The following is a 20,140-nucleotide window of genomic DNA, read 5'->3' on the forward strand; positions in this document are numbered from 1 at the left end:
ACTCTATTTCTAGGACACTTTTGTAATGAGAATGTACAAAGATATTTTTGAAAAAGTAAATTATCTTAAAATGCATATTTTTGCGTTATGCTAAAATATATTCAATTATTAATCCTCGTTCTTTTATTACCATCATTATTAAAGGCAAATGAATCTTTAGTTTTGGAAAGCGACTCCATATTGTTTTCTGTTGATTCAACCCAAAGATTCCCTCGTAATTTTTGGAAACCTATTAATATCATTGGGCAAGATAGTGTTGAGCGTGAATTGATTCCTACGCGTAAGAAACATTTTTGGCGTGCAGGTACAGAATGGTTTTTAGCACAAGCCTTTCCCGCAACATTTAATCGCTTTATCACTGTAGATCCGTATTCTTTTATCACTTTCAAAAATTTTATTGATCACCAAAAATTCAGTGCTTGGGACTGGGACGATAATCAGTTTACAACCAATCAATTTGATCATCCCTACCATGGACAATTGTATTTTAACTCGTTCCGCAGTAACGGTTACAATTTTTACGAGTCTAGTATCGCGACTTTAGCAGGTAGCTATATCTGGGAAACGGCAGGGGAGACGCAACATCCTTCGATTAATGATTTAGTGAATACAACTTTTGGAGGGATTATTTTAGGGGAAATGACGCATCGTGTATCCCGTAATATTTTGGCTCGCAGTAAAAACGGTCAAAATATGATCGGAAATGAAATTGTTGCCTTGCTGGTAAATCCTGTAAATAGTTTGAATCGTCTGTTGGACGGTAAATGGGGAAAGAAAATTGACGATTACTACGCCGTCGATTCTTCGCATATCAGTGCGGAATTTGATATGGGGTTACGTCGATTTGATGCAAAAGAGGGAGACTTTTTACAGAAGGGTAAAAACTCTATTTATACGAGATTGCGTTTTCATTATAGCAATGGCGATCACAATTATAAGAGGCCTTTTGATGAGTTTCACGTGAACTTTGAATTGGCTAATGGCGATAGTACGACAATTCAATCCGTGAATGTGCATGCCTTATTATCTGGAGCTAAATTTTTCAAATCTAAAAAAGGCGAGCACTTTGGAACTTTGAATGCACATTATGATTTTTATAATAATGATGCTTTTTTCTATGGCGCGCAAAGCTTAGTTTATAATTGGAATTCGGAATTTCGATACAAAAAAGAAAATCGCTTGAATCTTTCCATAGGAGCTGGTGCTGTTGTATTAGCTGCGGTGCCGGATCCGTATTTATTATATGGTGCTAGCCGTAATTACAATTATGGTTCAGGAGCTTCTTATCGGTTTAGAGGAGCATTAAGTTTGCTAAATCGCTTAATGGTTACCGCAGATTATAATGGTGGTTATTTTCATACAATCAGCGGAACAAAATCATATTATATTCTACATACTGCCACTTTGGAAGGAAGTCTGCGATTATTTAAGCGCTTTTCGCTAAATGTCGCTTCTGGATATTTCGGATTACAAGGACATTTTAGAGATCAACAATACCCAGATTTTCAACGAGAATTTCCTTTTGGACGTATATCTGTAGGTTATAATATTCAATTTTAAGGACATGTGAATTAAGCATATTGCATATGCTCCATATCTTTTCCAAAAATGTGGATATCGTTCACGACTTTAAAACCTATTCTTTCGTAAAGTCTTTTCGCATTTGGATTATCTTTATCCACTAGAAGACCTAAGGTATGATGCTGTTTATGAACAATTTCATCAATGGCATATTGCAATAATTGCTTACCTACACCTTTTCCTTGGGCTAATGGACTAACGGCAAAAGTATCAATATAAAATTCCCCTGCTTGTGTTTCATCTTCTGCCCAATATTTTACATCACGATCCGCTTTTATTTTATCCCAAATGGGTTTTCGTAATTCTTGAAGTTTTGCACCGTCATAAATCGAAATTTGACCAATAATAGATCCATTTTCTTCGGTTGCAACAAAGATATTTTGATAGGAATATTGATTGTTTTCTTGCGCTACGAAATGGGCTAAAAATGCATTTGCTTTATCTCGATTTTCTTCGCCTATAAATTGATAGGTGATTTCTAGCATGGCCAGATTTATCAATTCCGCTATCTGCGTAGCTTCTGTTTTCTTTGCAGGACGTATGAACATAATAAGTGAAAATAAAAAAAGGTTAGCAAATCATTTGCTAACCTTTTTACATTCTAAAAATCAATAAAAATATTATTTTTCTAATTCTTGAAATTTATCGTAATCGATAGCTTCTGTGTTGATTTTCACAGCAGATTTCAAGTGTTCGTATACTTTCAAAGCTTTTACTTCTTCGAATAAACGGTTAGCTTGTTCTCTATCAGATAATAATTGAAGTGCAAATTGACCTAATTGCTCATCAGTAGGCTCTTCGTTGATGTTGTACATTTTGATTTGTGCGTAGATACGTTCTTTCGCTAAATCTACTACCTCGTCGTATTTAACTTCTAAGTTGTTAGCAGTAACGATACGGTTTTCGATGATAGTCCATTTCAAGTTATTGATGAAATCAGCGAAACCTTCTTCGATTTCTTCAGCAGACAAGTTAGGGTTTGTAGCTTTTAACCATCTTTTTAAGAAGTCTTCAGGGAATTTTACGTCAACTTTATCCATACCGAAAGTATACATATCGTTACGTAATTTTTGAGCTGAATTTTGTTTGAATAAGTTTTCAACTTCTTCTTTTACTTTAGCGTTGAATTGCTCTTCAGTAGTAACTTCTTCCGCATTGAATAATTTGTCGAAGAACTCTTGGTTCAAGTCAGCTTCCTCAAGACGGTTGATATTTTTAACTGTCAATTCGAACTCAGTAACGTCCAAATTAGTAGCTTCTTCTTCGTTGATACCTAAGATACGCGCTAAGTCAGCAACTTGAAATGCTTTTTTAACGTCGATTTTCACTACGTCATCTTTTTTAAGACCAGCCAATGATTTTTTAATCTCAGCGTCTTCGATGATGTCCGTACGAACTGAAGTTGTTTGCTCAATACCTTCTTCTTTAGCTTGTTTCAATGTAGCGTATAATACGTCACCTTCTTCAGAAACCTCAGGATTAGTCATTTTACCGTAGCTACGACGTAAGTTTTTGATACGTTCAGCCAAAGTAGCTTCGTCAGCTTTGATATCATATTCAGTGAATTCTGATTCAGCTGTGAAAGGAATTTCGAATTCTGGAGCTAAACCAATTTCATAGTTGAAGCTAAAGTTATCTTTGAAATCCCAGTTATATTTAGCATCTTCTTCCCCATCCACAGGAAGAGGTTGACCCAATACTTCCAATTTTTGTTCTGTGATATATGCTGAAATTTTTTCGTTTACTACGCGATTGATTTCGTCAAAAAGGATTGATTTACCAAATGTACGTCTGATATGACCTACTGGAACCATTCCAGGACGGAATCCAGGTAATTTTGCTTTTTTAGCTTGATCTTTAATCGCTTTGTCAACTGCCGGATTATAATCTTCTGGTGCTAAATCAACGGTAATTTTAGCGTTGATGTCGTCGATTTTCTGATGTGAAATATTCATACTTTTTAAGCGTTATTTTCGCATTATAAAAAAAATCCTCCCGATTCATTTTGTTCGGGAGGATATCAAGTGCGGAAGAAGGGACTCGAACCCCCACGCCTCGCGGCGCCAGATCCTAAGTCTGGTGCGGCTACCAATTACGCCACTTCCGCAGTTAGGATTTTTTTATTGTGACACAAAGATAGAATCATTTTCCATATTTGTCAAGTCTTGTTTTGAAAAAACTGCATTTATTTTGTCCCTTATTTTCTAAATGACTAAAAGCAAGACTATTAATTTTTAGCAATTTTATTCAAAAATAATTTGCAGGTATGAATAATATCTATAACTTTGAATATCAAAGTACTTTTATGGATCAAAAAGACTTAATTAATCAGATCGGGCAGATTCGCTCATTGATGGAAAAATCATCCAAGTTTATGTCGATTAGTGGACTTTCGGGTGTTTTAATCGGTAGTTATGCACTTGTAGGTGCATTTGTAGGATATACATTAATATATGGATTTGATAGTGTATTTGGCTATAGAGATAATTATGTAAATAGTGAACTCGTTCCAACTTTAATATTTATTGCTGCAGCTGTATTGGTGGTATCAGTAGGTACGGGATATTATATGGCTAAGCAGAAAGCAAAAAAATCAAGTCAGTCTGTTTGGAATCCTACCAGTAAGGCTTTATTCAAAGCGATGGCAGTTCCATTGCTAACGGGTGGGATACTTTCATTTATATTATTATATAAAGAAAACTATGGAATGATTGCTTCTTCGATGTTGATTTTTTATGGTTTGGCGTTGAGTGCTGCGTCAAGTTTTACTTTTAAAGAATTGCGTTGGTTGGGCGTTTTGGATATTATTTTAGGTTTGTTAGCTTTGTGCCTTCCTGGATATGGTATCTACTTTTGGGCAGTAGGGTTCGGAGTATTACATATTATATATGGTTTAATCGTTCATCAACGTTACGAAAAGTGAGTTTGGATCTATCACTATATGACAAAGTATTAGAGAATCGTGTGCGTTTGCAAATCATGAGTGTATTGGTGGTAAACGAACACTACGATTTCAATTCGCTGAAGGAACTTTTGGAAGTAACGGATGGCAATTTAGCTTCGAATCTAAAAAGTTTGGAAAAAGAAGGTTATATCACCGTGGAGAAGTCTTTTGTAGATCGTAAACCTAATACCAAGTATAGAAAGACTGATAAAGGTCAGAAAGCTTTTGAAAATCACTTAGTAGCACTAGAAAATCTAATCAAACAACAGTACAAATAAATTTTTTTATCTATAAACTTTGAAATTCAAAGTACTTTTAAAATTTTAATATGAGACTTAAATTTATGTTATTCCTTTATAATGGTTCTTCTAAGCTGTATGCACAAGTTTTCAAACGTAATAAAAAAGCTTGGGGATTATCGGTTAATGATTTTTTGAGGTATCCGGAAAATTCGTTAGGCTATGCTTTGGGAGAATTTTATCGATCTAAAGGTTTTGATATTATGCCCAAACTAGAAAATCATGATGTCTTTCACATGATTACACAAACCAATACCGAAATAGAAGACGAGGTGGCGATGCAATATCTTTTGATGGGAAATGGCAAACGCAGTCTATATATGTATGCTATGATTACTATTGGAACATTCATTTATCCCGAATTTATACGCTATTATATGTTTAGCTACCAAAAAGGAAAATCGTTAAGCACTTTTCATCATATAGAATTCAAAGATTATTTGGCTAGACCTTTAATTGAAATTCAACATGTGCTTTACAGGAAAACAACTTTTCAGACTATATAACTATGGAAACAAATAACGAATTGATAAAGTTAGGATTTGAAGGTGTTAAGATATATTTGACATATATCTTGATGCTTATTTTAAAGAGAAATCTTTGACAGAATTTGCAATTTAATTAGCTCTTCTTAATACCAACTTCGTGGATGATATTGCATAGCAAAATACACAATGATTCCTAGCACATTAAAAATCAATAAAGCAATTATCCAGAGTAATTTTTGGGAGAATGAAAGATTTTGATTTTTCACTACCTGATAAATGGCACTTGCCCAAAGACTTATTGCAATTATGATTAAAAGGATATAAATAATCAATCAGAAGCGTAAATAAGGGAAAAATGGCGGTAGATTTATATAGCAGGGTTTGCTATATTTAATTTGCTAAAATTAACCAACCGCCATGGTAAATATAAACGTATTTTCTCAGATATTAGGTCTAGTTGACCGTGACATTTTTAATAAATTGGTTCAAAAGTACCAAAGCGACAAGCATCATAAAGGAATTAACAGTTGGACACACTTTGTTAGTATGCTTTTCTGCTATCTTTCATCTGCGGATTCCGTTCGTGATATTTCTAATGGTCTGCGTAGTACTACAGGTAACATGAGCCACATGGGCATCTCTCGGACACCCAGCAAGTCCAATTTATCCTACATCAACAAACATCGCGATCATCGCCTATTTCGAGACCTTTATTACAAACTTTTGGAACATTTGTGGAATAGAAATTCTCCTAGACGAGCTGAGCTTAATAGACTTAAGCGGAAAGTATATCTCATGGATGCTACTATTATTCCTTTATGCTTAAGTGTATTTGATTGGGCTAAATTCCGCAGTGCTAAGGGAGCGGTGAAACTTCATACTATACTTGATTATGATGGCTGTATGCCCAGTTTTGTGCATATCACAGTTGTGTGGTGATTGTGGATAGAAGCTGTGATAATCAATGTTATATCTTTACCCGAGATCGTCATTGTATAATTTATTTCTTGAATATAGTAATATTTATTATTGAGGTAGCCATACTAGAGATATACATTCTAAATTAGCTTATAATTATTTAATGTAAGACTTTCGTTCTTAATAGAGTTAGATATTTTTTATAACTTTGGTGAAGAAAATATACTTCTTAACGAAAAGTAAATTTCTAGTAAATATCTGCTTATATGTACAGTTCAGTATCGGACTACGACCTTCAACTCCTCATTAGCAACGATAGAAATCAATCTGCATTTCAAGAATTGTATAATAGATATTGGGATAAGATATTTGCTTCTTGTAATAATAGGCTGCAAGATGTGGAGGCCGCAGAAGATATTGTGCAAGATATTTTTATTTCTCTTTGGCAACACCCTAATTTACCACAAATCCAAAATTTATCCGCTTATTTATTCCAAGCTACTAAGTTTTCAGTAATTAAATATTTGAATCGTATTTCGCGTTATGATTCTATCAATCCGCTTGAGTTTGGCGTATTGGATAGGTTAGATCAAATGGATTTGAACGAAGCGTTAAATTATAAAGAGATGCATTATATACTAATGCAGGGCGTAGAACAGTTGCCTCCGCAAACTAAATTGATTTTTAGATATAGTCGAATAGATCATTTGAACAGTAAAGAAATTGCGGAGAAATTAGAAATTTCGCCTCGTACTGTTGAAAATCAAATAAGCAAAGCCCTAAAAGTGTTGCGAAAAATTCTACGAAATACTCAAAATTTTATAATTTTTTTATTTTAGACCGTGCGTAGGTAGTTAGTTGTAGTACTATATAGTAGTAACTAACATTTTATGCACCCTAATCAAGAGATTAACGAAATAATCCAGCGTATCAACCAAGGTATTGCATCGGAGTCTGATAAAGATAAATTAGAAGCTTGGTACAATAGTTTTGATGATACGCAAAGTACTATTTATTCTACATTTTCACCTGACCAAATAAAGGAATCTATTTGGCACCGGGTGTCTGGTCAGTTATTTAACGAGAAAATCAAAAAGTTTAGAAAGCTTTATATAGCAAGTGCTGCAGCGGCCGCTGTGGTCGCTGCAGGATTTTTCTTTTATCCAAGTCATGCTGAAAATAATAAGCTTACCTCTGGGGTACGATTATTTGATGAAAATGGCAATGGTAGTGTTATAAATTCTAGTTTGGAAGATTTTCTGGATTCTACTAAATATGTAGGTCTTGCAGGAAACTCCACTGATTTAAATGTCCGCGTACTTCAAACTGGCCATGGAGAGTTTATTAAAGTAATCCTTCCTGATGGAAGTAAGGTAGCGATGAACAGTAATACAAAAATTCAATTGAAAAAGAATTTTGGAGAGGAAGGTAATCGTATTGTATACCTCGATGGTGAGGCTTTTTTCGATGTAAAAAAACATAACAATCAAAAATTTATTGTACGAACTAAGGATCAATCTATTGAAGTGCTTGGTACAAAGTTTAACGTGAAATCTTACGCCAAATTAGCTGAAACAGTTACTGTTCTATATGAGGGTAAAATAAAGCTAAGGAATGAACAAAAGGCTGTAATGGTAGCTCCAAATGAAGTTGTTACCAATGATGGTGAAGACTTGATTAAGGTAGCAAAAGATGTCAAACATACGACAAGTTGGCGTCAAATGAAGTTCTCATTTGAAGAAGAGCTGATCCAAGACGTTATAGAACAACTATCCAATTGGTATGGTTTTCAGATCCAGTATCAGGACGAAATTCCTGTTCAGCGTATCTCTGGCGAATTAGAGCAAGGAATGAAACTAAAAGATGTCTTGCTGGTATTAGAAAATCTAAGTGGAGCTAAGTGTCAGCTTTCTAATAATATTTTAACAATTCAATTTTCGAAATAATTTAACCTTATCATATGAAACACAAATGTCTTAAGAAGCGTTTGGCGAAAAGTAAATCGGAGTTGTTGTCCTTAAAGATGACAACGCTGATGACTGCGGGGATGATAACAATAGCCTCTGCGCATACATTTGCTCAACGTATTCAGTTGAACGTAAAGAACCAAAATCTGAGAACGGTTTTGGCTCAGTTGGAAAAACAAAGTGGGTATTCGTTTATTTACGATTCAAAATTATGTACTTCTCAAATTTTTAATCTGAATTTGGATGAGTCGTCTGTGGAGACTTCTCTTGTAAAGTTGTCTAAAGAATTAGGTTTTGAGTACAGTATTGTAAACAAGACCGTAACCCTAAAAACCATCCAACAAACAGTAGAATTGTCGGGAAAAGTTAGTTTACTTGATGAAGACGGAGTAACAAGACCTGCTACTGGCGTGAGTGTGACTATTAAAGGAACATCTAAATCGGTAATGACGAATAATGCGGGGGAATATAAACTCAATGCACCTTTAAATTCTCAAATAGTTTTTAGTCTGATTGGTTATAAGAAGAAAGAGGTCAACACAAATGATTTGGCTGTAAATCGTAATGTCGTTTTGGAGTTGAGTAACGAATATATCGATGAAGTAGTTGTAATGGCATATGGTCGGAAAGAGACTAAAGAAAACCAGACAGGTAGTGCATTTACCATTACAGCTAAAGATATAGAAAACCGTCCGGCTTTACGTATCGATGCGTTGTTGGAAGGTTTGGTACCGGGGGTTGAATTTCAATCGCAAGACGGAGGTTCCAATGCATCTGCACGTCCTCGTTTTAGTACCAGGGTCCGCGGTGAATCATCTACCTTAGGTGGAACGACTTCAAATGAGCCTTTATGGATTGTGGATGGAGTTCCATTGTATACAGGTGGTACTACGAACTCTATTCCGGGAACAGATGTTAGTGTAAGTCCCCTTACGTATTTGGATGTAAATGATATAGAATCTTTAACGGTGTTGAAAGATGCCAGCGCCACGACTATATACGGTGCAAACGGCTCTAATGGGGTAATTTTAGTTACGACTAAAAAAGGAAAGGGAAAGCCAAAGATAAGTTATTCTCTACGAGCGGGTTTGAATAAACGAGTAGGCAATAACTTTACCTACTTGGATGGTCCACAATACCTTTCTATTGTGAAAAGAATGGGAATGCTGGATGGACTAGGAAATATTGATACTACTGTCAATACCTACTGGCCAGATCATTACTTTAGAAATGGATTTAATACGATGCATAGCCTTAGTATTAGTGGTAGTACTGATAATATATCTTATTATTTGTCTGGAAATGTCTATGACGATAAATTAATTACTATAGGCAATACAACAAAGCGTTACTCGATGAATTCTAACCTCCGTGCAAATGTAAGTAAACGCATGACTGTTTTTGGAGGAATTAATGGTTCTTATAATTTGAATGACCTTTTTAATCCAGGAAATGCTTATTACCAATATTCTCCACTTATAAGTCCATACGGCACCAAAGGTGAATATATAGAGCGTGATCCAAATGGTCGTTTACTACAGAATATGCCTGGATTAGCTGAGCAAAATGATCATAACCAAAATGCGATTTGGATATTGGGTAATGCTGGATTTAATTATAGCATTATTGATGGATTAAATTTCAATACGAATAACGGTTTTGATATTTCGAGTATCAATGAGAATCAGTACGAGTCTATGAATAACTATACAGGTAGATCAAGTAATGGTTATGCTTCAAGGGCGCAAAATCAGGTGGTCAATTTGGTGTCTTCGAATACGTTGAATTACATGCGGGATATCTTTTCGGGTAAATTTGATATTATGGTAGGTACAGAAGCTAGACGTGAGAATAGACATTCTGTATCCGCGGGCGGTTGGAATTTCCCTAATGACAATATCCGTGAAATCTCATTTGTGTCCTCTACAAATAGAACTGGGACAGGATCCAGAGCTAAACAAACATTACTCTCATATTTTGGAAGAGCTGGCTATAATTTTGATGACCGCTATAATGTGAATTATACTTACCGTAAAGATGGAAGTTCAAACTTTGGTAAGGACGTAAAATGGGGAACATTTAGCTCTATAGGTGCAGCTTGGACAGTAAGTAATGAGTCTTTTTGGCCAGAGAATGATGTAATGAATTTCTTGAAATTCAAAGTATCATATGGTACAACGGGTAACTCACGTTTCTCATCAAATTATGCCAAAGGGGTGTATTCATATGCCGACGATAATGCCTATGGAGGTAATGCCGGTGCTGTAATGTCACGTGGTATGAACGATAAATTAAAATGGGAAACTACCAATATGTTAAATACGGGTATTGATTTCGATATCTTCAGACGTGTGAATATTGCTGCGGAATACTATCGTAATATTACGCACGATTTAATTGATGATTCCTATGTATCAATGGTAGGTGGTTTCAGACGTATTTACCAAAATGTGGGTAAACTTCAGAACTCAGGCTTTGAGCTTACAGTAAACTCATATAATATTCAGAAAGAAAATTTTAAATGGAATACAACTTGGATTTTGTCTCTAAACCGTAACAAAGTATTAGAATTATCCGAAGGACTGGATAGATCAACTGGTAATACGATTATGCGCGAAGGATATAATTCTAGGTCTCACTATCTAGTACGTTGGGCAGGTGTCGATCCTTCTACAGGAGATCCAATGTGGTATGATATAAATGGAAATATAACTAAAGTTTACAATACGGCTAATCGCGTTATTGTTGGTAATCCAACTCCTGACTTCTATGGAGGTATCACTAATAATTTTAGTTATAAGAATTTTGGTTTGTCTGTATTTCTAAAATATAATAAAGGCGGGTATTACTTTGACCAGATCAGTAAAAATATCGGACAGGATGGTCTGAATATTTTGGACGGAAACCAAGGTGTTGATGTTTTGAATGCATGGCAATATCCTGGCTATTTGGCTACTTTCCCAAGATTATCTAATGTGTCGACTTCTTCAATTATGAACTCCACACGCTATTTGAAGGATAGAACATACTTAGCCTTGGAAAATATCAGTTTTAGCTATAGGTTAGATGATAACCTAGTTAAGAAATTGCATTTGTCAAATCTTACATTGACAGCGATGGGTTCAAAACTAGGAATGTGGACACCGTATAGTAATAAAAAAGGTACAGCTAAGAATTTTGTAAATGGAAGTAATGCTAATATTATCAACGATAATTCTATTGTGATGAATACATATGATATGGTATTAGAATCCAATGTAAGAACAGCAAACTATTCATTTGCAATTAGTGTAATGTTTTAATCAGAAGAAAAATGAAATTTTTTAAATATACATTATTATCTACCGCACTTTTATTCGGTTCCTGTGGTAAAGGTTTCTTAGAGGTAGAACCAATTGGACAACTTGGGCGAGAGCAATTATTTGCAGATCCTAATGGTGTTCGTGATGCTTTATATGGCAGTTACAATTTGACTGCTAAATTTATACAATCGGAATATGGTATATATAGCGATATCCGTGGAGAAGATGTAGTACGTATGGTTACTCCAGGTAGTAATTATATGTTAAATGAATATAATTATAGCTATAATCAAGAAGACCAAGTGGGGGCAACCTTCAATATATGGGCTGATGGCTACGCTACTTTAAATAATATTAACAATGTATTAGAAGGTATAGAAGAATTACGTGCGAGCTCATTAAATTTATTGGAAAAAGAGCAGCTTAACAAATACGAGGGTGAAGCGCGTGTATTAAGAGCGTTGGTGTTTTTTGCTTTATCAAATGTATATGCACAGCATTATACTTACACAGCTGATGGATCTCATTTGGGTATTCCAATTCCTACTAAAACTCCAGCACCAGGTGTTAAGATGCCCCGTGCTACAATGAAAGAAACATATGCACAGATTATATCAGATTTAAAATCAAGTATAACCATATTATCATCTGTTACTAATGAAAAGATATATGCTTCATCGGATGCCGCTAAAGCTCTTTTGTCACGTATTTATTTATACATGGGTGATTATGCAAATGCTGAAAACTATGCTACGGAAGTATTATCTACAGGTAAATATAGTTTAGTACCAGCCAGTGAATATCAAGAGATGTATAGAAGCAGTACTCAGATTGTTGATTTTAAAACAATTAAGGGTGAAGTTTTGTGGCAGTTAAATTTGACAAATTTATCTACGCCTTATATGGCTTCATTCTATAGTTCTACTAATTTCTTAGGAACGACTAGTTCTGCTTACTTCTCTTTATTTGAAAATAACGATGTTAGAAAGTCATTAATAGCTACAACGAATTCTGGTAACATGACTTTGAAATATTATGGTTCTGGTAGTGCAGGAACAGTAATGCCAATTACATTTAAAGTAGTACGCTCTGCCGAGTTATATTTGAATAGAGCAGAAGCATATTACCAGCAACAAAAATATGACTTAGCCGTTCAGGATTTGAAAGTTGTACGTGCACGTGCTTATAATGTTTCACCAGAGGCTATTACCGTTACATATACTTCACCACAAGATTTATTTAAGCAAATCAAAGATGAGCGTCGTAAGGAATTAGGTTTCGAAGCTCACCGTATCTATGATATTTTACGATATAAAGAATCCGTAAATAGAGGTGAGAACTGTAATGCTACAGCTTGTTTAATCACTTATCCCAATGATATCTTCGTAATGCCTATTCCAAAGAATGAATTAGATGCAAACGAGCTTATTAAACCAAATCCAACAGTAAATAATTAACATATGAAACGTATAATAAACATAATATGCTTAAGTGTTTTATCACTGTTTATTGCTTCGTGTAATAAAGAGTTGATTACACCTTATGATAATCCATTTTTTTATATACACCTCAATCAGGCATCGAGCGTGAACATACAATCAACACGTAATGAAACTGTTGATTACAATGTATATTTCAGTACGAAAATGCAGTATGATCCTATTACATTAAAGTATGATGTAATCGTTGGTAATGGATTACAAGAAGGAGTAGATTTTGAATTGGTAAGTACTACAAGAGAATTGGTTTTCAAACCAGGATATTTTGAGATGCCGATTTCTATTAGATGGAAAAGTAACCCAATTGATCCTGCAAAGGATAATACCGTAACTATCAAGTTGATTTCTAATGATAAAAACATTACGATAGGTTTGCCGGGTCCAGATAAAAATCAATCCGAATTTAAAATTGTAAAAATTTAATATGCAGAAATCATCACATATAGGTTGGTTGATGGCATTAGGCTTTTTAATGGCGTGGAGCGGATTGACCGCTCAGCCATTGAAGCAGGATGCTAGGCTGGTGTCGGGGGTATTGAAGAATGGTTTTAAATATTATATTTATCCAAATACAGCAAGCAAAGAACAGACAGCGTTACAATTATTTGTTAATGCTGGAAGTCTACAAGAAAACGAAAATCAATTAGGACTGGCTCATTTTGTAGAGCATATGGCTTTCAATGGTAGCAAAAACTATCCAAAGAATGAGGTTATTACCTACTTAGAATCATTGGGTGTGAAGTTTGGTGCTGATTTGAATGCGCATACCTCTTACGATGAGACGGTTTACAAGATTACTTTAGAAACCAAAACAGAAGAAAATCTGTATAAGGCGTTGGATATTGTGTACGATTGGGCTTACAACTTGAGTTTTGATCCTGAAGAAATCGAAAAGGAGCGTGGAATCATTATTGAAGAGTGGCGTACCAAACAAGGTGCTTCTGCACGTATGAGTGATCAGACCTTACCGTTGATATTCTACAATTCCCGTTACGCGAATCGTAAACCTATTGGTACCTTGGAAATCTTGCGCAGTTTTTCGCGTCCTACAATTCTAGATTTTTACAATACTTGGTATAGACCAGATTTGATGGGAATTGCCATTATTACGAATCAGGATGTTAAGAAAACAGAAAAAGTAGTGAAGAAGTTGTTTTCTAAGCGTAAAAAGAACTCAAAAGCCCCCGCACGCGAGCGTTATGCGTTAGCTATACATAAGGACACCTTGGTAAAGATCTATACGGATAAGGAAGCAACAAGTATTGATTTTTCGTATATCACCAAATTGCCTGCTATGTCTGCTTTACGTACAGAGCAAGATTTAGAAAAAAGATTAGTACGTAGTTCATCCAACTCGTTAATTCAAAAACGTTTAGAGAAGATTGCTCAAAAACAATTGCATTACAAAAGCTCAAGTATCTCCTTTTCGGATTTATTATTAAATAATGGACTTTCTATTGGAGGTGCTACATTATATGATGATAATATCAACAGAGGTATTCAGGAATTTTTGGTTGAAAAAGAACGCATTTTGAAATATGGCTTCAATTCATCAGAAATAGCAGATTATAAAAAGCAAGTTTTGTCTCAAATGAAAAGAGCAGAAGCTTCTGAATCTAATCTGAATACATCTATGCTATTAGGTCAATTGAAAGATCATTTCTTCAATGGGGATGTGTTGATGGATAAGATAGACAAAAGAAATAAATCTTATGCTATAGTGGAGAAGTTGGATTCGTTGACTATATTGAATCACATTAGATCCTATTTCGAAGAAGGAAATACCGTGGTTTTATTATCTGCACCTGAACGAGTAGCTAAAGATTTGCCAACCGAAAGCGAGTTGAAAACCATGTTTGCGGTAGCTAAAAATGCACCTCTAGAAAAGTGGCAGGAAAAACAAAATATCCCTACTCAATTATTATCCAAACAGCCCTTAGCTGGTAAAGTAGTCCGTAAAAGCACTATAGCTGGTATTAATGTAGAGAAATGGGAGCTTTCGAATGGTGCTACGCTTTATATCAAACCTTCTACGGAACGTAGAAATCATATTCAACTAACAGGGTTCCGTGAAGGAGGGTTTTTAGCTCTGGATACAGCTCAATTTGTGAACGGTGTATTTGTTAAAAATGTATTGGCAGTAAGTGGTGCTGGTGAATTTGATAGACATTCCTTAACAAAATTTCTGAATGGAAATACGGCTTCTGCTTCTTTCATCATCTCTTCACATCGTGAAGGTTTGTCGGCTAGTGCCTACATGAAAGATGCACAGACGATGTTTGAGTTATTGCATTTGAAGTGGACTGATCCGCGTGTGGACACAGCGATGTTTGATGTAATCAAAAAGAAAGCGATCGATGCTGCTAAGAACAAACAATATAGTGTAACTTCTGCATATTCGGATCAAATAAGTAAAGCAATTGGTTCTGACGCTACAGAAAGTGAAGAATTGCCCGCAGATAGAATTGAAAGTCAATTGACTGCTGATGGCATTGTTCCTGTATTTAAGGAAAGATTCGGTTCTGCGAAGGATTTCAATTTTGTAATCATTGGAGATTTCAATATGGATACGTTGCAAAATTTTGTAGAGAAATATATGGCTTCAATTCCAGGCGGTGAGTATAAAGCTCAACAACGTGTGCCAAATTATTCTAATGTAGAAAATAAGGATATTCTTCTTTATGCTGGTGAAGCGGACAAAGCGACAGTAAACTTGTTTTTCCAAACAACAGATTATACGTATGATTATCCGCAGATTTTATTGCAAGATTTAGCAGAAAACATTATCAAAGTGAAATTGCGTAAGAATTTACGTGAGGAGCAGTCTGGAGTATATGGCGTGGGAATGTCTATTAGTGCAACTTCGGAGCCTATTACACTACTTCGTTCGCGTATCAATTTCACTTGTGAACCTCAACGTAAGGACTTTTTGATTGAACAAGCATTTGTAGAATTGAATAAGATTGCCAAAGATCCAGCTTATTTCGAGAAAGAATTGAAAGATGCTAAATTGGCTATGCTGCAGGACTACAACAAGCAATTTGATAAAAATTCATATTGGAGTGCTGAACTAAGAAATCATATCTATTTTGGATTCAAATCTTGGGATTATTTCACGAAGTACAATTCGATGTTGGATGCATTGACGGCTAAAGATGTTAGCCATTTTGTAGAGAATAAAATATTAAAAGCAAAAAAAATAAAGGCTGTTTTAATGCCTGAAAAATCTAAGAACTAATTATTATGAAAAGATTATTAACAGCAATGACGTTGTTCCTGTTAGTGACTTCAGTTTTTACATCGTGTAAAAAAGAAGAAGCATTTACAGATGACATGGTTTTGGAATCTTTCAGTTTTGAGCCTTCCAGTAATGAAGGACTTACTAAAACTATAAATGCTACAGTAGAAGGCAAAACTATTTATATCCGTGTGCCTAACGCTGTAGATATTAAAGCTGCGGTTCCTAGCTTTAGATTAAATTACGACAAATTTGTTGCTTTCATCGGAAATCAGGTAGTAGAGTCGGGTGTTACAGTAATTGATCTTTCTGCTCCTACTACTATTCGCTTTAGCGCAGAATCTTCTTTGTCTGAATACAATTTAGTAGGATTGCAAAGCGCTTCTATCTTGTCATTTGGATTTTATGCTGAAGATAATCCTGGAGTTTTATTCAGAGATTATTCGGCAAAAATAACCAAATTGGATATTAGTGTAGAATTGCCAGTTGATGCTGACATCACAGAATTGGTAGCGCGTTACACGACTTCAGATGGCGCAACTGTGAAATTTAATGGTGCTGCTTTTGTATCAAAACAAACGAAAGTAGATTATTCAATTCCAGTGAAATTAAATCTTTCGGATAGCGAAATGTCAGAAGAGGAAATTTTTACAGTTACGGTTGGTCGCTTGACTGCGCCAGTTTGGTCGGAAGTAGTATTGGCAGATTTCTTAACTGTTAATTCTGCAGCGTCATGGATAGAGATTAATCCATTGACTAACCAACCTTATTTTATGATTCAACGTTCGGGAAGTGCTGACCTTGATCGTAAAGCCGTAATTGGTAAATATGATCCAGAAACGAAAACATGGGTTCCAGTTGGAGCTGAAACTGGATTTTCTCCTACACGTGTAGATGCTATTTCTATGGATTTTGCCTCAAATGGTGACTTATATGCTGCTTACAAAGATTATGAAGTAACAGGAAAAGAGCAGTATGGTTCGGTTATGAAATATTCTAACGGCTATTGGTCTTTTGTGGGTGAGCAACAAGCTTCATTCAATCGTGTCAATTATATGGTCATTAAAGTAGATAAAAATAATATTCCTTATATAGGATATATATTTGCACGGGCAGCAGCTCCTTATCCAAATAGAGGTACTTATGTGGAAAGCTTCTCTAACTCGGCTTGGACTGGTACAACTCTTAATCCTTCTACAACAGGTTTCTGGTCGAAATTGGTAAAAGGGAGAGATGGTGTATTATATTACTTAACAATGGACTTAACCAGTGGTTCTGGTGTTCGTAAGCCATCTGTTTACAAACAAGTAAATGGTGGTTGGTCGCTTGTTGGTCAAATGAATGTAGGACCATCAACTTCTAATTCAGGTAACTTAAATATAGATTTAGATGCATCAGAAGACGGTCAATTGTACTTGACTTATCAGTCTAATAGCCCAAGCTATGCTACTTATGTGATGCATTGGGATGGTACCTCTTGGAAGCAATTAGGGGATGGTTTTGCACAAACAACAAATAGTTCTGCTAATAGAGATAATGTAGCTATTAAAATACACCCAGATGGAAGAATATTCCTAGCGTACGGAGATGCGAATAATGGTATCAAAGTGACCACGTTTAATGAAACAACTGGTAACTGGAATCCTGCCACTCAATTAACTCCTTTAAACGGTCAGAAATACGAAATGCGTATTTCTGACGAAGGGGTAGTTTATTTGGCTACTGTAATAGATAGTAAACCTGTTTTATTCAAATACGATATTCCAGGACAATAAACTAATTTTATATTTAAAAGAGCGCATTACTTGCGCTCTTTTAGTATAGTTGAAATTTTTGAATATGATTAAAAGTGATCTATTAAAATATATTGGTCTAATTCTTGGCTTTTCTGTTTTGGTAAATGGATATGCGCAAGACTTAACCAGCATACACAGCATCCGTGGACACGTATTTTTGGATAAAAATAAGAATGGAATTGTCGATAAAAATGAGCGTGGTTTAAAAAATATTTTGATATCCAATGGGGTTGATATTGTCAAAACAGACAGCAAAGGAGCCTATCAAATTCCATTAAAAAAAGGACAGTCTTTATTCCCTATTTTGCCATCAAACTATAAAATAGCAGGGCGTAAAAGTCGGTATATATTAAATGCTAATTACTATTATTTTCATCCGGATAGTACAGTTAATACCAATAATCCATTTAATTTTCTAGTCCATAATAAAGCTTCATCGGATAAATTTAGAGTGGGAGCAATTGGGGATGTACAGATTGACAATGAAGACGAATTAGCTTATGCCTCCAAAAGTATCGCCTCTGAATTGGCCAATGCAAAGGATATTGATTTTAATATTTTTCTGGGAGATTTAGTCAATGATAAAATTAAGTTGCTAACTCCTGTGAAAGAAATGTTGGAAAATATTCCTATTCCTTCATGGACATTACCAGGCAATCACGATAGAGATTTTGATAAGGAATATGCAATGAATCATGCATTTAATACGCATTTTGGAGCTGACACTTATTCTTTCAATTATGGTAAAGTCCATTTTATAGTACTCAACAATGTGTTTGCTACGGGTAAACGTACTTATGAAGGGCGAATCACTGCTGATCAACTGCAGTTTATTAAAAATGACTTATCCCATGTAGATAAAAAAACTACCATAGTAATTAATCAGCATATCCCAATGTATGGAACTAGAAACCGTGAGGATTTTTTTCAATTGTTGGAAGGATATGAGAATGTATTAATTCTATCAGGACATACACATGTGGTGAGTAGACATATTTTCAAAAATGGTGCAATCCATGAGATTGGGGCTGGTGCGACTTGCGGAACTTGGTGGAGAGGGGAGAAGAACAGCGATGGAATTCCGGATGCTTTGATGCAATGTGGTAGTCCTAGAGGTTATTTTATTATAGATTTTGACCAGAACAACTATTCTTTTAAATATAAAGCTGTAGGAATCGATGAATCAAAGCAAATGCGCCTTACATTGGATAGTAATGATATTATAGCTAATATTTTTGGAGGTAGCGATAGTACATTGGTACAGTATCAAATCAACAATGGAGAATGGCAAATGATGAAAAAAACAAGAAAAGCAGACCCGTACGTTTCGAGCCTCGTGCAAAACAATAAAGTTAAAATATATCCTACGGAAGGAAATACTGCTATTCCGTTGAGGGAACGTAATTCTTCGCATATCTGGACTGCTAAAAAGCCAAACACAAACAGCCAACTTCCATATACATTAAGGATAAAAGCTTATGATAAGTTTGGTTTTTCGGTAGAAGAGCAGTTTGTTTTATTTCAATAAAATTTTTAGCTAAAGCACATTTTTTAACCTTATTATTTAGGTTATGTACCAATGTGAAAATGATGTGCGAAAATTATTCAAAATAACCACTTTTGAATATTTCGACATTAGGTAAATCTATCATTTCTTTTTCAATAGGTTATCTGTTAAATAATAGTATAATCAGTATTTTTATTGGAATTACCTTGAAAACGATAATTATTATGATTGAAACAATTAAATACAAACTTTTTTTTAGTGTTTTATTTTGTGCTTTACTAAGTTTTTCACACGCCTAAGTTCATGATCCAAAAGATGAAAAGTTATATATGGATGTAAACTCTTGGATGAGAAATCTAGAACAACAATCGGGAGAGTTAATTAAGACATCATCGTATTTGGATACTGCGCAGGCAAAAGAGCAGTTAAAAGACACTGAAGGAAAAATTGCACAAATAAAGAAGTTGCCTCTCCTGTTTTGTGCGGTTAATTTCCAAAAGTAGCTTAAAGCGGTTGTAAAGGCCAATTTTTGATGTTTGCAAACGAAGATTAAATGACACTTTAAGTAGTGTTTTGAACGATTTGTGCTGATGTAATTACT

At 35.0% G+C, this 20,140-nt stretch carries 17 protein-coding genes, 1 tRNA gene and 1 pseudogene; 14 read left to right on the top strand and 5 right to left on the bottom strand.

All coding sequences use genetic code 11. From position 1 onward, the window contains the following. The first annotated feature begins 87 nt into the window (after window positions 1-87). Window positions 88-1,560, top strand: a complete 1,473-nt coding sequence (locus G5B32_RS06055; RefSeq protein WP_165290650.1) for a DUF3943 domain-containing protein — start codon at window positions 88-90, stop codon at window positions 1,558-1,560. Window positions 1,561-1,571: 11 nt separating this feature from the next. Here G5B32_RS06055 and G5B32_RS06060 read toward each other — a convergent pair whose 3' ends face one another. From G5B32_RS06060 to G5B32_RS06070, 3 genes are all read right to left on the bottom strand, one after another. Continuing rightward, complete coding sequence (locus G5B32_RS06060) at window positions 1,572-2,129, bottom strand: GNAT family N-acetyltransferase (RefSeq protein ID WP_165290651.1); 558 nt, start codon at window positions 2,127-2,129, stop codon at window positions 1,572-1,574. 72 nt (window positions 2,130-2,201) lie between these two features. Next, complete coding sequence (locus tag G5B32_RS06065; protein WP_165290652.1) at window positions 2,202-3,536, bottom strand: trigger factor; 1,335 nt, start codon at window positions 3,534-3,536, stop codon at window positions 2,202-2,204. Window positions 3,537-3,606: 70 nt separating this feature from the next. Further along, a tRNA-Leu gene (locus G5B32_RS06070) sits at window positions 3,607-3,688 on the bottom strand. Window positions 3,689-3,847: 159 nt separating this feature from the next. On the opposite strand from G5B32_RS06070, the gene G5B32_RS06075 reads away from it, so the two are divergent. The 3 genes from G5B32_RS06075 to G5B32_RS06085 are packed head-to-tail and all read left to right on the top strand — an operon-like array spanning window position 3,848 to window position 5,330. Continuing rightward, window positions 3,848-4,504, top strand: a complete 657-nt coding sequence (locus G5B32_RS06075) for a hypothetical protein (protein ID WP_223815277.1) — start codon at window positions 3,848-3,850, stop codon at window positions 4,502-4,504. Next, on the top strand, window positions 4,501-4,803 hold the full coding sequence (locus G5B32_RS06080) for a winged helix-turn-helix domain-containing protein (protein ID WP_165290653.1): 303 nt from the start codon (window positions 4,501-4,503) through the stop codon (window positions 4,801-4,803). Before G5B32_RS06075 ends, G5B32_RS06080 begins: the two co-directional genes overlap by 4 nt. 50 nt (window positions 4,804-4,853) lie before the next feature. Then, window positions 4,854-5,330, top strand: coding sequence for a hypothetical protein (locus G5B32_RS06085; protein ID WP_165290654.1), 477 nt, complete (start codon window positions 4,854-4,856; stop codon window positions 5,328-5,330). A gap of 125 nt (window positions 5,331-5,455) precedes the next feature. On the opposite strand, the gene G5B32_RS17645 is transcribed toward G5B32_RS06085, so the two are convergent. Then, entirely contained in the window at window positions 5,456-5,644 is a 189-nt protein-coding gene (locus tag G5B32_RS17645; RefSeq protein WP_206366802.1) for a PLDc N-terminal domain-containing protein, read from the bottom strand. A gap of 85 nt (window positions 5,645-5,729) precedes the next feature. Between G5B32_RS17645 and G5B32_RS06095 the strand changes: the two genes are divergently transcribed. The 10 genes from G5B32_RS06095 (at window position 5,730) to G5B32_RS06140 (ending at window position 20,042) form a co-directional block, all read left to right on the top strand. Further along, window positions 5,730-6,251: a DUF4372 domain-containing protein gene (locus G5B32_RS06095; RefSeq protein WP_165290656.1), complete on the top strand. Its 522-nt coding sequence runs from the start codon at window positions 5,730-5,732 to the stop codon at window positions 6,249-6,251. A gap of 245 nt (window positions 6,252-6,496) precedes the next feature. Continuing rightward, a complete protein-coding gene (locus G5B32_RS06100; RefSeq protein ID WP_165290657.1) occupies window positions 6,497-7,069 on the top strand; it encodes an RNA polymerase sigma-70 factor in 573 nt (190 codons plus the stop codon). Between the two features lie 51 nt (window positions 7,070-7,120). After that, window positions 7,121-8,176 (top strand): FecR family protein, encoded by a 1,056-nt coding sequence (locus G5B32_RS06105; RefSeq protein ID WP_165290658.1) that lies wholly within the window; start codon window positions 7,121-7,123, stop codon window positions 8,174-8,176. A gap of 14 nt (window positions 8,177-8,190) precedes the next feature. Beyond that, window positions 8,191-11,499 carry a SusC/RagA family TonB-linked outer membrane protein gene (locus G5B32_RS06110; protein ID WP_165290659.1) on the top strand — a complete coding sequence of 1,103 codons (3,309 nt, stop codon included), beginning with the start codon at window positions 8,191-8,193 and terminating at the stop codon, window positions 11,497-11,499. Between the two features lie 11 nt (window positions 11,500-11,510). After that, window positions 11,511-12,956: a RagB/SusD family nutrient uptake outer membrane protein gene (locus G5B32_RS06115; RefSeq protein WP_165290660.1), complete on the top strand. Its 1,446-nt coding sequence runs from the start codon at window positions 11,511-11,513 to the stop codon at window positions 12,954-12,956. Window positions 12,957-12,959: 3 nt separating this feature from the next. Beyond that, window positions 12,960-13,421 carry a hypothetical protein gene (locus G5B32_RS06120; RefSeq protein ID WP_165290661.1) on the top strand — a complete coding sequence of 154 codons (462 nt, stop codon included), beginning with the start codon at window positions 12,960-12,962 and terminating at the stop codon, window positions 13,419-13,421. A 1-nt stretch (window position 13,422) separates the two neighbouring features. After that, on the top strand, window positions 13,423-16,236 hold the full coding sequence (locus G5B32_RS06125; RefSeq protein WP_223815275.1) for a M16 family metallopeptidase: 2,814 nt from the start codon (window positions 13,423-13,425) through the stop codon (window positions 16,234-16,236). Window positions 16,237-16,241: 5 nt separating this feature from the next. After that, window positions 16,242-18,011 carry a hypothetical protein gene (locus G5B32_RS06130; RefSeq protein WP_165290662.1) on the top strand — a complete coding sequence of 590 codons (1,770 nt, stop codon included), beginning with the start codon at window positions 16,242-16,244 and terminating at the stop codon, window positions 18,009-18,011. A gap of 64 nt (window positions 18,012-18,075) precedes the next feature. Then, on the top strand, window positions 18,076-19,560 hold the full coding sequence (locus tag G5B32_RS06135; RefSeq protein ID WP_165290663.1) for a calcineurin-like phosphoesterase C-terminal domain-containing protein: 1,485 nt from the start codon (window positions 18,076-18,078) through the stop codon (window positions 19,558-19,560). Window positions 19,561-19,886: 326 nt separating this feature from the next. Further along, entirely contained in the window at window positions 19,887-20,042 is a 156-nt protein-coding gene (locus G5B32_RS06140) for a hypothetical protein (RefSeq protein WP_165290664.1), read from the top strand. Here G5B32_RS06140 and G5B32_RS17650 read toward each other — a convergent pair. Continuing rightward, window positions 20,030-20,131 (bottom strand): annotated as a pseudogene (locus G5B32_RS17650) (IS200/IS605 family transposase); the annotation flags it as partial. The gene G5B32_RS06140 and the pseudogene G5B32_RS17650 sit on opposite strands and share 13 nt — an antisense overlap. Window positions 20,132-20,140 lie beyond the last annotated feature (9 nt).

Source organism: Sphingobacterium sp. SGL-16, assembly GCF_011043515.1.
Taxonomy (GTDB): Bacteria; Bacteroidota; Bacteroidia; order Sphingobacteriales; family Sphingobacteriaceae; genus Sphingobacterium; species Sphingobacterium litopenaei.

What these genes read in the sequence shown, in the direction of transcription:
- G5B32_RS06055 (WP_165290650.1), top strand. Translation starts at nt 88, where the DNA reads ATGCTAAAATATATTCAATTATTAATCCTCGTTCTTTTATTACCATCA.
- G5B32_RS06060 (WP_165290651.1), bottom strand. Translation starts at nt 2,129, where the DNA reads ATGTTCATACGTCCTGCAAAGAAAACAGAAGCTACGCAGATAGCGGAA.
- G5B32_RS06065 (WP_165290652.1), bottom strand. Translation starts at nt 3,536, where the DNA reads ATGAATATTTCACATCAGAAAATCGACGACATCAACGCTAAAATTACC.
- G5B32_RS06075 (WP_223815277.1), top strand. Translation starts at nt 3,848, where the DNA reads ATGAATAATATCTATAACTTTGAATATCAAAGTACTTTTATGGATCAA.
- G5B32_RS06085 (WP_165290654.1), top strand. Translation starts at nt 4,854, where the DNA reads ATGAGACTTAAATTTATGTTATTCCTTTATAATGGTTCTTCTAAGCTG.
- G5B32_RS06095 (WP_165290656.1), top strand. Translation starts at nt 5,730, where the DNA reads ATGGTAAATATAAACGTATTTTCTCAGATATTAGGTCTAGTTGACCGT.
- G5B32_RS06100 (WP_165290657.1), top strand. Translation starts at nt 6,497, where the DNA reads ATGTACAGTTCAGTATCGGACTACGACCTTCAACTCCTCATTAGCAAC.
- G5B32_RS06105 (WP_165290658.1), top strand. Translation starts at nt 7,121, where the DNA reads ATGCACCCTAATCAAGAGATTAACGAAATAATCCAGCGTATCAACCAA.
- G5B32_RS06110 (WP_165290659.1), top strand. Translation starts at nt 8,191, where the DNA reads ATGAAACACAAATGTCTTAAGAAGCGTTTGGCGAAAAGTAAATCGGAG.
- G5B32_RS06115 (WP_165290660.1), top strand. Translation starts at nt 11,511, where the DNA reads ATGAAATTTTTTAAATATACATTATTATCTACCGCACTTTTATTCGGT.
- G5B32_RS06120 (WP_165290661.1), top strand. Translation starts at nt 12,960, where the DNA reads ATGAAACGTATAATAAACATAATATGCTTAAGTGTTTTATCACTGTTT.
- G5B32_RS06125 (WP_223815275.1), top strand. Translation starts at nt 13,423, where the DNA reads ATGCAGAAATCATCACATATAGGTTGGTTGATGGCATTAGGCTTTTTA.
- G5B32_RS06130 (WP_165290662.1), top strand. Translation starts at nt 16,242, where the DNA reads ATGAAAAGATTATTAACAGCAATGACGTTGTTCCTGTTAGTGACTTCA.
- G5B32_RS06135 (WP_165290663.1), top strand. Translation starts at nt 18,076, where the DNA reads ATGATTAAAAGTGATCTATTAAAATATATTGGTCTAATTCTTGGCTTT.
- G5B32_RS06140 (WP_165290664.1), top strand. Translation starts at nt 19,887, where the DNA reads ATGAGAAATCTAGAACAACAATCGGGAGAGTTAATTAAGACATCATCG.